This window comes from Chelatococcus sambhunathii (assembly GCF_001418005.1).
Lineage (GTDB): Bacteria > Pseudomonadota > Alphaproteobacteria > Rhizobiales > Beijerinckiaceae > Chelatococcus_A > Chelatococcus_A sambhunathii.
The window spans coordinates 147,392-160,635 of record NZ_LIOL01000005.1; the positions used below are offsets into that span (position 1 = coordinate 147,392).

Genomic DNA, 13,244 nt, shown 5'->3' on the forward strand with positions numbered 1-13,244 from the left:
ACGGGACATGGTGGCGATCAAGGCGGGCGATGTCGACAGAGCCATCAGACACCCGTCGCCGCAGACGGCCGTCTTCCTCGTCTATGGTCCGGATAGTGGCCTCGTGGGCGAACGCGTGCGCCGGCTCGTGGCCGGAACCATCGACGATCCGGACGATCCTTTCCAGCTGGTGCGCCTCGACGGCGATGAGATCGCGTCCGATCCTTTGCGCCTCGCCGACGAGGCCAATACGGTGCCGCTCTTCGGAGGCCGCCGCGCCATCTGGCTGCGCGCCGGGAGCCGTAATCTCGCTCCCGCCCTGACGCCGGTGCTGAACACGCCGCCGCAGGATGCCGTGGTCATCGTGGAGGCGGGCGATCTTTCCCGCACGGCCCCTCTGCGCCAGCTCTGCGAGAAGGCGGCCGCAGCAGCCGCCATGCCCTGCTATGCGGATGGCGTCCGCGACCTCGGGGCACTGATCGACGACATGAGCCGCAAGGTCGGCCTGCGTGTCGAGCCCGATGCCCGCGAACTGCTGCTCGCCTCGCTCGGCGCCGACCGAGTGGCAAGCCGGTCCGAGCTCGACAAGCTCTTCACCTATGTCCACGGCCGCGACGTCGTCACCATGGAGGATGTGGCCGCCGTCGTGGGGGACGTCTCGGCCATCGCCTTCGACGCAGCCATCGACGCCGCCTTCCTCGGCGATTTCACCACGCTCGACCGCAGCTTCACACGACTGCAGGCCGAGGGCACGGATGCCGACGTGCTGCTGGGCTTTGCCCTCCGACATACACTCGCGCTCATGGCTGCGCGGCAGGCCGTCGATACCGGGTCTTCACACGCCGTTGCCATCGGCAGCTTCCGCGGCCTGCATTTCAAGCGCAAGGCGGCGATTGAGCGCCAGTTGCGCCTGTGGGCGACCGCTGGCCTCAACCGGGCCGCAGTCGAACTCGGTCAGGCCATCGGCATGACCCGGCGCCAGCCGCAACTTGCTGCCCAGCATGCGCTCAAGACGCTGTGGGCACTTGCCGGTATGGCCCGACGCGCTGCGCGATAGGGTCGGTCAGCCCCGCAACCGGCGGCAAAGCGCGTCCAGCTGCTCTAGCGTCTTGTAGCGGATGCGCACCTCGCCACCCTGCGCCTTGTGCTCTACACTGACGGCGAGACCGAGAACGTCCTCCAGCGCCTGCTCGAGCGCCCGTGTATCTGGATCCTTCTCCTTGCGCGGCCGCGCCTCGCGTCCCTGTTCGTCGCCTCCGCCGCGCGCTTCTTCTTGCGCAATGCGCTCGACATCGCGGACATTGAGACCCTGGGCAACGATCCGCTCGGCGATCGTCTCCGGATCGCTGACCGACAGCAGTGCCCGCGCGTGGCCGGCCGAGAGCAGGCCGTCGTTGAGCTTGCTCTTGATGCTGTCGGGCAGGCGCAGAAGCCGCAAGGTGTTAGCGACATGGCTGCGGCTCTTGCCAATGACCTGAGCAAGCTCGTTCTGTGAATACTGGAACTCCGCCATCAACTGCTCGTAACCGATCGCCTCCTCGATCGGATTGAGATCGGCGCGCTGCACGTTCTCGATGATGGCAATTTCGAGAGCCAGACGGTCGTCGGCCTCGATGACGATGACGGGCACCTCGTGCAGGCCGGCTCGCTGCGCACCACGCCAGCGCCGCTCCCCCGCAACGATCTCGAAGACGTCGACGAGATTGGGAACGGCCCGAACGACGATCGGCTGGATCAGACCGCGCTCGCGAATCGAACTCGCCAGCTCGTCCAGCGCTTCATCGTCGAAGACCTTTCGGGGGTTGCGGGGGTTGGGCCGCAGGAACTCGATGGGAACAGCGCGCTGCCCGCGGGGACCACGCCCGGCGTCGCCAAAATCTTCGCCGACCTCTCCTATGAGCGCAGCAAGCCCGCGACCAAGGCGGGAACGGGCAGGATCATCGACCATCTTTCAACTCCACCATCGCTTGTGCCGCCTCCAGACCCTGACCGAAACGCAACCGACACGGTACCGAAACGACACGCGATCCCTGCGCCGCTCGCTTCGTTGCGATCTAGGCGGCGCGCAGGGTTTTCTCGCGCTGAATGATCTCCGAGGCGAGCTTCAGATAAGCCTGCGCTCCCGCGCATTTGAGGTCGTAAAGGAGCACCGGCTTGCCATGCGACGGCGCCTCGGAGACGCGGACGTTGCGGGGAATAATGGTTTCGTAGACCTTCGATCCCATGAACTGGCGCACATCCGCAACCACCTGCCCGGAAAGATTGTTGCGCGGATCGAACATGGTAAGCACCACGCCATGGATCGTCAGGCGGGGATTGAGCGCGGAGCGCACCTGCTCCACCGTTCGGAGCAGTTGACTCAAACCCTCGAGGGCAAAGAACTCGCACTGCAGCGGCACCAGCACCGCATCTGCCGCCGTCAGGGCATTGATAGTCAGCAGGTTCAGCGAAGGCGGGCAGTCGATCAATACATAGCTATAGGCGGGCCGGCCATCCTCGTCCGGCGGCAAGGCCTTGATGGCGGCCGACAAGCGCTGCGCTCGGTCGCGATGAGCCGCGATCTCGAGCTCGACGCCGAGCAGATCGAGCGTGCTAGGAGCAACGGCCAGACCCGGAACCGCTGTTTGAAGTGCTGCCGCTTGCAACGTTGCCGTTGCCGTCATGACATCATAGGTCGAGACGCGACGGCTCTTACGATCGATACCGAGACCGGTCGAGGCGTTGCCCTGCGGGTCGAGATCGATGATCAGAACACGCTCGCCGATCGCCGCCAGGGCGGTGCCGAGATTGATGGCTGTCGTCGTCTTGCCGACGCCGCCCTTCTGGTTGGCGAGGGCCAGCACCCGCGGCAGGCTGCAGCAGGACGGCACATGAAGGGGTGAGCTGATATCAGCCATGATCCGAACCATGCTCCCGCAGCTGACGGACGATGCAGATGCGTCCCTGAGGATCGGTGACGCTCGGAACAATGTGGTAGTCGATATTCCAAGATTTAGCGGCGACCGTCAATTCGGCCTCTAAATCTTGTCCCTTGGGAAAGATACCGATCGCGCCGGTTCTCAACAGATCTTTGCCGAGAGCGAGGAGTTCCGTGAGCGGCGCGAGGGCTCGCGCAGTGATCACGTCCGCCTCGCCGAGACGGGGCAGGATGTCCTCGATTCGACCGGCATGGATCTGAGCATGTGCTCCTGTTTCACGTGAAACAGCTCGCAGGAACGCGCATTTGCGGCTATTGCTCTCGACCAGATGGATCTCGCAATCGGGGCGGCCCCGCAGCAGGATCGCAAGAACCAGACCGGGGAACCCGGCACCCGTGCCAATGTCGATCCATTTTCGCGCCGTCGGCGCCAATGGGAGCAACTGTGCGGAATCGGCGACGTGGCGCGTCCAGACATGATGGAGGGTCCGCGGTCCCACGAGGTTCTTTACATCCTGCCAGCGGCACAGAAGATCGACATAGATGTCGAAGGCCGGCAACGCGGTGTCCGGAATCAAACCCAGTGCTAGGGCCGCAGCGCGATCATCGCGCAGCGCGATTCTGCTTTGCATGATCGATCCGGATCCGAATCATTCTACCGCAACAGCACGGCGCGACCGGGCGACTTCGGCGGCGAGAATCGTCAACGCCGCCGGTGTCATCCCCTCGATGCGCCCAGCTTGGCCGAGCGTCCGTGGCCTCACCGTCATCAGCTTTTGGCGAAGCTCCCCCGAGAGCCCCGCGAGCAGGTTGAAATCCAGTCCGTCCGGCAGGGTCGCGGATTCATCGCGCCGATACGATGCAATGTCCGACGCCTGTCGGTCGAGATAGACGGAGTAGATCGCATCTGTGCTTACTCGGTCCCTGGTCTGGCGATCAAATGCCGCCACTTCAGGCCAGATCGCCGCAAGCCGATCAAAGGTAACATCGGGATGGGCGAGCAGCTGGAAGGCCGTGCGGCGTCGCCCGTCGCGATTGACCGAGAGTCCATGCGCGGCCGCCTCGTTGGGTGTAAGCGCCAGTCGATCGAGCAGGGCCCGTGCCTCTTCGAGTCGTTCGCGCTTGGCCCGATAGGCCGCAGCGCGTCGTCCACCAACGCAGCCCATGGCAATGCCGCGTTCCGTCAGCCGCTCGTCGGCGTTGTCCACCCGCAGCGACAGCCGATATTCGGCACGAGACGTGAACATGCGATAGGGCTCCGTCACCCCGCGGGTAACGAGGTCGTCGACGAGAACGCCCATGTAGCTCTCGGCCCGGTCAAAGACCACACCTTCCTGCCCGCCGGCATGGCGCGCGGCATTGAGGCCGGCGAGCAGACCTTGTGCCGCAGCCTCCTCATAGCCGGTCGTACCGTTGATCTGGCCTGCGAGAAACAGACCCCGCACCGCCTTCGTCTCAAGTGTCGGACAAAGCGCACGCGGATCGACGAAATCATACTCGATGGCATAGCCGGGCCGGAGGATCTCCGCCCGCTCAAGCCCCGGTATGGTCGCGATCATGGCCCGCTGCACATCTTCCGGCAGCGACGTGGAGATACCGTTGGGATAGATCGTGTGATCCTCGAGCCCCTCGGGTTCGAGAAAGATCTGATGACCCTCCCGGTCTCCGAAGCGGACAACCTTGTCCTCGATGGATGGGCAATAGCGCGGACCTCGACTTTCGATCTCGCCCGAGTACATGGGTGCGCGATGCAGATTGGCCCGAATGATCGCGTGGGTTCTCGCCGTTGTGCGGGTGATCCCGCATTCGATCTGGGGATTGGTGATCCGTTCCGTGAGGGCTGAGAAGGGCTCCGGTTCGGAATCCGCCGCCTGTCGGTCGAGACCCGCCCAATCGATGGTGCGTCCATCCAGGCGGGCCGGTGTTCCTGTCTTCAATCGTCCCAGGGGAAAGCCGAAGCGCGCCAAGGCCTTCGACAGTCCATGTGACGGCGCCTCGCCCAGGCGGCCCGCCGGGATCTTCACCTCGCCGATATGGATGAGGCCTCGCAGGAAGGTCCCTGTCGTCAGGACCACGGCACCTGTCCGCAGAATCGCGCCAGACGCAAGAACGACCGCTTTGACCCGGTTGCCATCGAACAGCAGATCGTCCGCTTCTGCCTCGACGACGGCAAGGTTTGCGGTCGCACGAATCTCGGCTTGCATGGTCAGAGCATAGAGCTTGCGATCTGCCTGGGTGCGCGGACCGCGAACGGCCGGGCCTTTGCGGCGATTGAGAACGCGGAACTGGATGCCTCCGGCATCCGCCACTCGTCCCATCAGACCGTCGAGAGCATCCACTTCGCGCACCAGATGACCCTTGCCCAGACCGCCGATCGCCGGATTGCACGACATGGCGCCGACAGTGTCGAAGCGATGGGTCACAAGGGCCGTTGACGCCCCCATGCGAGCCGCGGCTGCAGCCGCCTCGACGCCGGCATGCCCGCCTCCGATCACGATGACGTCGAAAGAACGGTCCATACGAATTCCTCGGTCCAATCAATCCTGTTTCACGTGAAACACAGGCTCATTTTCCGATACAGAAGCCAGCGAAAAGACGGTCGAGAACATCCTCGACATCGACCCTGCCGGTGACACGCCCGAGATAGCGCATCGCCAGGCGAATGTCTTCTGCAAAGAGCTCGCCGGGATGGCCGGGGCCGGCGGAGATCGCCCGCTCCAGCGTCGCAAGCGCACCTGCAAAGGCCTCCCGATGCCTCGCACGGGTCACCAGACCACCGTCCGCGACGACATTCTTGGCCATGGTTTCAAGGCGCGCAACGAGCGCCTCGACACCTTCGCCGGTCGCGGCCGAAAGCTCAAGCTCATCGAGCGACGCGTCACTGCCAACGCCCCGGCCCGTAGCCAGATCGATCTTGGTCCGGATCGGAATGATCACGGCACCAGGAGCATCCTGAAGATGTTCCGTCTGCGAATCGAATGCGCGGAGCGACAGGATGACGTCGGCGTTTCGCGCCCGGTCGCGGGCACGCCGCACGCCCTCCTGCTCGATCGGATCGCGGCTCTCACGCAGGCCGGCGGTGTCGACCAAGGTGACCGGTATGCCGGCGAGGTCCCAGTGCACCTCGATACTGTCTCTGGTTGTACCTGGTATGTCCGAGACGATGGCGACGTCGCGCTGCGCCAGCGCGTTCAGGAGCGTCGACTTGCCGGCATTCGGCGGACCCGCGATGACCACGGTCAGGCCGCTCCGGATCCGCTCGCCACTGCGGGCACGCGCAATCTCCCGCCGCAGCTCATCCGCCACCGAAACGAGCAATGCCATGGCACGCTCGCGCAAGCCGTCCGGCACATCGCTCTCATCGGCGAAATCGAGTTCCGCCTCGACGAAGGCCGATGCCTCAATGAGGGTCGTCCGCCACCGCTCCACGGCGTCGCGCAATTCGCCCCGCATCTGCCGCATCGCCTGTCGGCGTTGCATCTCCGTTTCGGCATCGATGAGATCGCCGAGGCCCTCGATGGCACTCAGATCCATCTTGCCGTTGAGCAGCGCGCGACGGCTGAACTCTCCCGGACCGGCGAGCCTGCAACCCGATATTTCTCCCAGGCCCGCGATCACCGCGCCGATGACAGCCCGACCGCCATGTACGTGCAGTTCGGCAACGTCTTCTCCAGTGAAGCTGTTCGGGGATGGAAAGAAGGCCACCAGCGCCTCGTCAAGCAGGTCTCGCGAGAGAGGATGACGCAACCGGCAGAGCTCCAGCCGCCGCGGTCTCGGCACGTGGCCGGCCATCAATTCGAGAACGAATCGACACGCCGGACCGGAAAGGCGCACCACGGCAATGCCCGCCCGCCCCGCACCGCTCGCCAAGGCAAAGATCGTGTCGTTTCGGCTGATCTGCATCGTTACGATATTGAATCGAATTGCGGGCCGGCGCGTATGCCGACTGACTTGAGGCTATACTGCCAGCGTGGCTTTCCCGATGCAGGATCTCCGGCGCCCCTGTTCGGCGGCTGGGACAAGGAGGACGATCCATGAACCGCCTCGCCAACGAGACCAGTCCCTATCTTCTGCAGCACAGGGAAAACCCCGTAAACTGGTGGCCCTGGGGTGAAGAGGCGCTCGCCCAAGCCCGCAGCGAGAACAAGCCGATCCTTCTTTCGGTCGGATACGCCGCCTGCCACTGGTGCCATGTTATGGCCCACGAGAGCTTCGAGGACCCCGCCACGGCCGAGGTCATGAACGAATTGTTCGTCAACATCAAGGTCGATAGCGAGGAACGGCCCGACATCGACTTCATCTACATGTCGGCCCTGCATGCGCTCGGCGAGCAAGGAGGCTGGCCGCTGACCATGTTCCTCACGCCCCACGGCGAGCCCTTCTGGGGCGGCACTTATTTCCCCAAGCAGAGCCGCTTCGGTCGGCCTGCTTTCGTCACGGTCCTGCGCGAGATTGCCCGTCTCGTGGCCGAGGAGCCGGCGCGTGTCGAGCACAACCGCCGCGCCATCGCCGCAGCGCTTGGGGCGGAGCCCGAGACGGGACCGGTCTTCGGCCACGAGACGCTGGAGCAACTCGCGGAGAAACTCGCCCGCGCCATCGACCCCGTAAATGGCGGCTTGCCCGGAGCGCCAAAATTCCCCAATCCGCCCCTGCTCGAGCTAGTGTGGCGCCATGCGGCACGCACCGGCCGCGAGGAGGACCGAAGAGCTTTCATCCTGACGCTGGAGCGCATGGCGCGCGGCGGCATCCACGATCACCTGGGTGGCGGATTCGCCCGTTACGCCGTGGATGAGCGATGGCTGGTGCCACATTTCGAGAAGATGCTCTACGACAATGCCCAGCTGCTGGAACTCTATGCTCTCGCGGCGCGGGACACGGGCGATCCGTTGTTTGCGGGAGCAGCCGCAGGTATCGTCGATTGGCTTACGCGAGAGATGACACTGCCTGGCGGCGGGTTCGCCGCCAGCCTCGATGCCGATTCGGACGGGGAGGAGGGACGCTTCTACGTATGGTCCGCCGAGGAGATCGAGGCCGTCCTCGGCCCGGACGCGCCCCTCTTTTCCCGGCACTACGACGTCTCGGCAGGCGGCAACTGGGAGGGCAAGGTCATCCTCAACCGTCTCAGCGGCATACCCGCGACAGCGGACGAGGAAAGGCAGCTCGCCGGTCTGCGAGACAGACTGCTCAGGCGGCGAGCCGCACGCACGCCGCCAGGACGGGACGACAAGATTCTGGCCGACTGGAACGGCCTGATGATCGCCGCCCTCGCCCGCGCCGCCCTCCTCCTGCACCGGCCGCAATGGCTGGCCCCGGCGGAAGGTGCCTACCGTTTCATTGCCGAATCGATGCAGCGGAATGGCCGGTTCGGCCACTCCTGGCGGGATGGACGCCTGCTTTTTCCGGGCATGGCCAGCGACCACGCGGCCATGGTCCGCGCCGCTCTCGCCTTGTACGAGGCAACCGGGAAGATCGGCTACAGGGATGATGCGCAGGCCTGGACCGAACTCGTCGAACGGCACTACCTCACCGATGACGGCATCCTTGCCATGTCGGACAGCGAGGCGGACGACATCATTCTGCGCCCCAAACCGACGCACGACGACGCCGTGCCCAATGCCAACGGCATGCATGCCGAAAACCTGCTGCGGCTCGCCGCACTCTCCGGTGAACCTGCAGATCAGCTCAAGGCCGACCGCTTCCTCGATCAACTTCTGGCACATGCGGCAAGGGCACCCCTCGCCCACGCCACCGCCCTCAACGCGCTCGACTTCCGGCTGTCCGGAGCCGCCATCGCAGTGGTCGGAACTGGTGCTGACGACCTTCTCACGGCCGCACGGGATGTTCCGTATCCGAATCGAACGGTCGTGGATCTCTCCGGGAGTGATGCGGCAAGTTACCCCGGTATGGCCGCGGGCGTTTCACCCACTGCCGGCCGCTCCGCAGCCTTTGTCTGCTCCGGCGGCACGTGCTCGCTGCCCGTCACGGATCCGAATCGGTTGACGGAAATGCTGCAGGACCTGCGCGGAGATAAAAAGGGGCGGGTCTGAACCCGCCCCTTGTACAAACGTCGTTCCTGGAGCGTCAGGTATTCATCGATTCGAAGAAATCAGCGTTGGTCTTGGTCTGGCGCAACTTGTCGAGCAGGAACTCGATGGCATCGACGGTGCCCATCGGATTGAGGATGCGGCGCAGGACATACATCTTCTTGAGCACGTCCGACGGCACCAGCAGCTCCTCCTTGCGGGTGCCGGAGCGGGTGATGTCGATGGCCGGGAAGACGCGCTTGTCGGAGACCTTGCGGTCGAGAATGATCTCCGAATTCCCGGTGCCCTTGAACTCCTCGAAGATCACCTCGTCCATGCGGCTGCCGGTATCGATCAGCGCCGTGGCGATGATGGTGAGGGAGCCGCCCTCCTCGATGTTTCGCGCTGCGCCGAAGAAGCGCTTCGGCCGCTGCAGGGCATTGGCGTCGACACCACCGGTCAGCACCTTGCCCGAGGACGGGACGACGGTGTTGTAGGCGCGGCCGAGACGGGTGATCGAATCGAGCAGGATGACGACGTCGCGCCCGTGCTCGACGAGGCGCTTGGCCTTCTCGATCACCATTTCCGCGACCTGCACGTGGCGGGCCGCCGGCTCGTCGAAGGTCGAGGAGATGACTTCGCCCTTCACCGAGCGCTGCATGTCAGTCACTTCCTCCGGCCGTTCATCGATGAGGAGAACGATGAGATAGCACTCGGGATGGTTTGTGGTGATGGACTTCGCGATATTCTGCAGAAGTACCGTCTTGCCGGTGCGCGGCGGTGCCACGATGAGGCCGCGCTGGCCCTTGCCGATGGGCGAGACGATGTCGATGATCCGCGAGGAGAAGTCCTTGCGCGTCGGATCCTCGATCTCGAGCTTCAGGCGCTCGTCCGGATAGAGCGGCGTCAGGTTGTCGAAGTGAACCTTGTGCCGGATCTTCTCCGGATCCTCGAAATTGATGGTATTGACCTTCAGCAGGGCGAAATACCGCTCGCCCTCCTTGGGGCTGCGGATGGGACCCTCGACAGTGTCGCCCGTGCGCAGGCCGAAGCGGCGAATCTGCGACGGCGAGACGTAGATATCGTCCGGTCCAGGCAAGTAATTGGAATCGGATGAACGCAGGAAGCCGAAGCCATCCTGCAGCACTTCGACGACACCCTCGCCGATGATCTCCGTATCGCTCACCGCCAGCTGCTTCAGGATGGCGAACATGAGCTCCTGCTTGCGCATCGTGCTCGCGTTCTCGACCTCGAGCTCTTCGGCAAAGGCCAGCAATTCGGTCGGCGACTTCGACTTCAGATACTGAAGTTTGATCTCCCGCATCGGGGACTCTCTGTTTTGATGGTTATGATTGCCGGAAAAGGCAGACAAGACAGGTGGGAAGTTCAGGCTCGGGCGGCACATCCACAGCGGGGGCCACCTCTCGGGATCGCGCAGCTGTTGCAGACAAGCTGCAGCGACGCCAGCCTGATGGTTGGGAAGGCACCATGCAATAGCGCCTTTTCCCGCGCCGCTCAAGCCCCCTCCAATCGAAAGGATCAGAAGGGCTTCAGCACGACGAGAAGGACGATGCCGATCATCAGCACCGCCGGCGTCTCGTTGAGGATGCGGTAGTAGCGGCTGGAACGCGTGTTGCGATCCACCGCAAAGTCCTTGAATCGCCGCACCAGGACCCCGTGCACGGCCGATAGGAGGATGACGAGCGTGAACTTGCCGTGAAACCAGCCGGACCTGAACCAGCCGCCTTCATAGGCAAGATAGAGGCCGGCGATCCAGGTCACGATCATCGCCGGATTGATGATCGCCTTGAGCAGCCTGCGCTCCATGACCTTGAAGGTCTCGGACGTCTCCGAGCCGGGCGTGGCAGCCGTATGATAGACGAATAGCCGCGGCAGATAGAGCATGCCTGCCATCCACGAAATGACTGCGAGGATGTGCAATGCCTTGATCCATTCGTAAAGCGCCATTGTCCAAACCCCGCTCTTCCGCTCCCGGCTTTATCCTGTCTCAAACGCCCCTGACACGGCGCAGCATCTGCTCGACATGGGCAACGGGCGTCTCCGGGAGGATGCCGTGCCCGAGATTGAAGATGTGAGGCCGGCCCGCGAAGGTTGCGACGATTCGATCGACAGCTGCATCGAGCTGGCTGCCGCCGGCAACGAGGGACAGCGGATCGAGATTGCCCTGCACGCAGACATGCGCCTGGACATGCTCCTGCGCCCAGTCCGGATCGACCGACCAGTCGAGGCCGATGACATCGGCGATGCCCGACTGCGCCAGCATCTCGAGCCGCTGTGCCGCACCGCGGGGAAAGACGAGGATGCGCGCCTGCGGACGTGCCGCGCGAACGCCCTCGGCAATGCGGCTGATCGGCTCCAGCGACCAGCGGTCGAACAGCGCCGGCGGCAGGGCCCCGGCGAAGCTCTCGAAGATCTGCACGGCATCGGCGCCGGCATCGAGCTGTGCCACGAGATAGGTGACGGAGGCATCGACGAGGCGGTCGACAAGCGCCGCGAAGAAAACGTCGTCCTGATAGGCGAGGAGGCGTGCCGGTGCCTGGTCGGGCGTGCTCTTGCCGGCAATCATGTAACTCGCGACCGTCCAGGGTGCTCCGCAAAAGCCGAGAAGCGCCGTCTCGGACGGCAGTGCTGTGCGCACCCGCCTGACCGTTTCCAAAACGGGTGCCAGCCGGTCGACATCGAAGGATGGTGCAAGCGCCTCGAGCCCTTCCTTGTCGTTAACCGGCCGCAAGCGCGGACCTTCTCCTTCGGCGAAGGTGACGTCCTGCCCGAGCGCGTGGGGAATGACGAGAATGTCGCTGAAGAGAATGGCCGCATCGAAGCCGAAGCGCCGAATCGGCTGCAGCGTCACTTCGGTGGCAAGATCCGGATTGTAGCATAGGTCGAGGAAGGTGCCGGCCCTGGCGCGCACCTCCCGGTATTCCGGCAGATAGCGGCCTGCCTGTCGCATGAGCCAGACCGGCGGACGCTCGCTCGTCTTGCCGTCGATCACGCTGAGAAGCAGGGGCTTCGTCGTCGCAGGCTCCACTGTGCACCCTTCAGAGAGAAAGAAAGAATGATTGAAAGGAATCTTTACTGTTTTTCCTGTTGGGCAGCGGATTAGCGTGCCTCACCTGGATCCACAATCCATCCCCAGCCTTCCCGTCCGCTGCCGATGGTCGCACGGGGACGGTCGACTCGCCGGCGTCGGCGGCAAGCTTAACGGTTTATTAACCTTTCAGATCCGTTAACGCACGGGCGATCAGCGTCGCTCACGATCCGTCCCCAAAGGCGGGATCACGTGCGTTCGATCCTCCCACAGCTGCAGGCCTGTTGATCGCGCCAGCGACAAGCGCCAGAGTGCCAACGGCAGTTGGCGCACCGAAGGGTGCTTGTCCACATTCCTCGACTCCCGGCCCCCAGGATCGGTCGACGGATCCGTTGACGGGCATCTGCATCTGATGCGCCCCCGCTGCCCTGCCGGAGCTCGTGCCTTGGGTCGCAACTTCTTTCATCTCCACCTGGTCTCGGACGCCACCGGCGAGACGCTGATCGCTGTCGCACGCGCAGCGGCTGCGCAATATGAAGGAGTCTCGGCGATCGAGCACATCTATCCGCTCATCCGCTCGCGTGCCCAGCTCGAGCGGGTCATCGAGGAGATCGACTCCGCGCCCGGTGTCGTCCTCTACACGATGGTCGAGGCGGAGTTCGCCGAGCGGCTGGAAGCGGCTTGCGCCGCGGCCGCCTGCCCGTGCCTGTCGGTGCTCTCGCCGGTCCTCAACCTGTTCCAATCCTATCTGGGCGCCGCCCAGGCGTCCCGGCCCGGCGCCCAGCACGTGCTTAACAGCGAATATTTCAAGCGTATTGATGCCATGAACTATACGCTGCTCCATGACGACGGGCAGATGGCTGACAACCTCGAGGATGCCGACGTCGTGCTCGTCGGCGTCAGCCGCACGTCGAAGACGCCGACGTCGATCTACCTCGCCAACCGCGGCATCAAGACCGCCAACATTCCCTTGGTGCCGGGCATTCCGCTGCCTGAAAGTCTGCAGAACGCGAAGAAGCCGCTGATCGTCGGCCTCGTCGCGAGTCCCGAGCGCATCGTCCAGATCCGCCAGAATCGCCTGCTCAGCCTCAATGCCGATGAGGCCTCGCCCTATGTCGATCGCGACAGCGTCGCCGAAGAGATCGCCCAGTCGCGACGTCTCTTCGCCCGCAGCCAATGGCCCATGATCGACGTGACGCGCCGGTCGATCGAGGAAACGGCCGCCGCCATCATCGATCTCTACAAGGCCCATCGCATGAAATTCATCGCGATCTGA

At 64.1% G+C, this 13,244-nt stretch carries 11 protein-coding genes; 3 read left to right on the top strand and 8 right to left on the bottom strand.

The annotated features are described in order from the left end of the window. The first annotated feature begins 7 nt into the window (after positions 1-7). Positions 8-1,036, top strand: coding sequence for a DNA polymerase III subunit delta (holA, locus tag ASC46_RS11735; RefSeq protein WP_055459495.1), 1,029 nt, complete (start codon positions 8-10; stop codon positions 1,034-1,036). Between the two features lie 6 nt (positions 1,037-1,042). Here holA and ASC46_RS11740 read toward each other — a convergent pair whose 3' ends face one another. From ASC46_RS11740 to mnmE, 5 genes are all read right to left on the bottom strand, one after another. Continuing rightward, entirely contained in the window at positions 1,043-1,927 is an 885-nt protein-coding gene (locus ASC46_RS11740; protein WP_055459496.1) for a ParB/RepB/Spo0J family partition protein, read from the bottom strand. Between the two features lie 106 nt (positions 1,928-2,033). Further along, positions 2,034-2,876 (bottom strand): ParA family protein, encoded by an 843-nt coding sequence (locus ASC46_RS11745; protein ID WP_055459497.1) that lies wholly within the window; start codon positions 2,874-2,876, stop codon positions 2,034-2,036. Beyond that, positions 2,869-3,528, bottom strand: coding sequence for a 16S rRNA (guanine(527)-N(7))-methyltransferase RsmG (gene rsmG / locus ASC46_RS11750; protein ID WP_055459498.1), 660 nt, complete (start codon positions 3,526-3,528; stop codon positions 2,869-2,871). Before rsmG ends, ASC46_RS11745 begins: the two co-directional genes overlap by 8 nt. 18 nt (positions 3,529-3,546) lie before the next feature. Beyond that, a complete protein-coding gene (mnmG, locus tag ASC46_RS11755) occupies positions 3,547-5,415 on the bottom strand; it encodes a tRNA uridine-5-carboxymethylaminomethyl(34) synthesis enzyme MnmG (protein WP_055459499.1) in 1,869 nt (622 codons plus the stop codon). Between the two features lie 46 nt (positions 5,416-5,461). Beyond that, the gene (mnmE, locus tag ASC46_RS11760; RefSeq protein WP_055459500.1) at positions 5,462-6,799 is read right to left on the bottom strand and encodes a tRNA uridine-5-carboxymethylaminomethyl(34) synthesis GTPase MnmE; all 1,338 of its coding nucleotides are present in this window, start codon (positions 6,797-6,799) and stop codon (positions 5,462-5,464) included. A 131-nt stretch (positions 6,800-6,930) separates the two neighbouring features. Here mnmE and ASC46_RS11765 point away from each other — a divergent pair, with 131 nt between their 5' ends. Further along, positions 6,931-8,943, top strand: coding sequence for a thioredoxin domain-containing protein (locus ASC46_RS11765; protein WP_055459501.1), 2,013 nt, complete (start codon positions 6,931-6,933; stop codon positions 8,941-8,943). Positions 8,944-8,977: 34 nt separating this feature from the next. Here ASC46_RS11765 and rho read toward each other — a convergent pair whose 3' ends face one another. The 3 genes from rho to hemE all read right to left on the bottom strand — a co-directional run bounded on the left by rho (position 8,978) and on the right by hemE (position 11,968). Beyond that, a complete protein-coding gene (gene rho / locus ASC46_RS11770) occupies positions 8,978-10,243 on the bottom strand; it encodes a transcription termination factor Rho (protein WP_055459502.1) in 1,266 nt (421 codons plus the stop codon). A 215-nt stretch (positions 10,244-10,458) separates the two neighbouring features. Continuing rightward, on the bottom strand, positions 10,459-10,887 hold the full coding sequence (gene hemJ / locus ASC46_RS11775) for a protoporphyrinogen oxidase HemJ (protein WP_055459503.1): 429 nt from the start codon (positions 10,885-10,887) through the stop codon (positions 10,459-10,461). A 40-nt stretch (positions 10,888-10,927) separates the two neighbouring features. Then, entirely contained in the window at positions 10,928-11,968 is a 1,041-nt protein-coding gene (hemE, locus tag ASC46_RS11780; RefSeq protein ID WP_096335366.1) for a uroporphyrinogen decarboxylase, read from the bottom strand. Between the two features lie 445 nt (positions 11,969-12,413). Between hemE and ASC46_RS11785 the strand changes: the two genes are divergently transcribed. After that, a complete protein-coding gene (locus tag ASC46_RS11785) occupies positions 12,414-13,244 on the top strand; it encodes a pyruvate, water dikinase regulatory protein (protein ID WP_055459505.1) in 831 nt (276 codons plus the stop codon).

Bases quoted from the DNA above. Each gene is read 5' to 3' on its own strand.
- holA (WP_055459495.1), top strand. From the start codon at position 8: ATGGTGGCGATCAAGGCGGGCGATGTCGACAGAGCCATCAGACACCCG.
- ASC46_RS11740 (WP_055459496.1), bottom strand. From the start codon at position 1,927: ATGGTCGATGATCCTGCCCGTTCCCGCCTTGGTCGCGGGCTTGCTGCG.
- ASC46_RS11745 (WP_055459497.1), bottom strand. From the start codon at position 2,876: ATGGCTGATATCAGCTCACCCCTTCATGTGCCGTCCTGCTGCAGCCTG.
- rsmG (WP_055459498.1), bottom strand. From the start codon at position 3,528: ATGCAAAGCAGAATCGCGCTGCGCGATGATCGCGCTGCGGCCCTAGCA.
- mnmG (WP_055459499.1), bottom strand. From the start codon at position 5,415: ATGGACCGTTCTTTCGACGTCATCGTGATCGGAGGCGGGCATGCCGGC.
- mnmE (WP_055459500.1), bottom strand. From the start codon at position 6,799: ATGCAGATCAGCCGAAACGACACGATCTTTGCCTTGGCGAGCGGTGCG.
- ASC46_RS11765 (WP_055459501.1), top strand. From the start codon at position 6,931: ATGAACCGCCTCGCCAACGAGACCAGTCCCTATCTTCTGCAGCACAGG.
- rho (WP_055459502.1), bottom strand. From the start codon at position 10,243: ATGCGGGAGATCAAACTTCAGTATCTGAAGTCGAAGTCGCCGACCGAA.
- hemJ (WP_055459503.1), bottom strand. From the start codon at position 10,887: ATGGCGCTTTACGAATGGATCAAGGCATTGCACATCCTCGCAGTCATT.